This is a genomic window from Vibrio sp. 2033 (assembly GCF_033339735.1).
The window spans coordinates 1-628 of the sequence record NZ_JAWOVC010000469.1 but is presented as its reverse complement, the minus strand read 5'-3'; the positions used below and the strand labels follow the sequence as shown (position 1 = coordinate 628).

Genomic DNA, 628 nt, shown 5'->3' with positions numbered 1-628 from the left:
GAGAAAACGTTGCCAACTCGCCTATATAGCCTTTAAAGGTTGTCGCAAGCTCTAAGGGATGTACTTTCTCCAGCTCACTAAAATGCTTCAATATGGCTTCATATCGATTCAACATTTGTAGCATTATGAAATCTACCGCAGATGCTGAAGCCGCTTTTCCTTTAACAAGTCGTTGAGCGATAACATCTGCGCGTATCTTGGTCATTGCCATTGCATTACGTAGATACCCCGTCATCACCTTGTCATTTAACAAGTTTAGAAGTGGCGGTACGTAAGAGTCATCAAGAATGACCTCTCCTTCCGTAGAAACTTCTTTAATCTTAAGGATTGGTAGCTCTATATAACCTGTTAACTGCTCATTGCTTGATTTCAGCTCGATATTTAATGAGGCCACTTGAATCGTTTCTTCATCTTGGCCCGTCAGGTTATCAATAACGTCTAGATCTTGAAGTAAATACCGAGAAACCGTTGTTTCACTTGGATCCGCGATCATTTTACTGCTGACTTTTGAGAGTGGAACGATCACCTTCACTAAAGTATTTTCCGTCCCTTTTTTTACCTTTAAAGGAGACAGAAAACTTGTCGTTTCTGAAAAGTCGATCAGCGTCATATCAGGAAGAATTGCTTG

The 628-nt window shown here is 40.6% G+C and carries 1 protein-coding gene; it reads right to left on the bottom strand.

Annotated features, from left to right (window positions below):
• Window positions 1–628, bottom strand: a 628-nt coding sequence (gene tssK, locus R7P74_RS27245) for a type VI secretion system baseplate subunit TssK (protein WP_318123794.1), incomplete at both ends; no start/stop codon positions are given.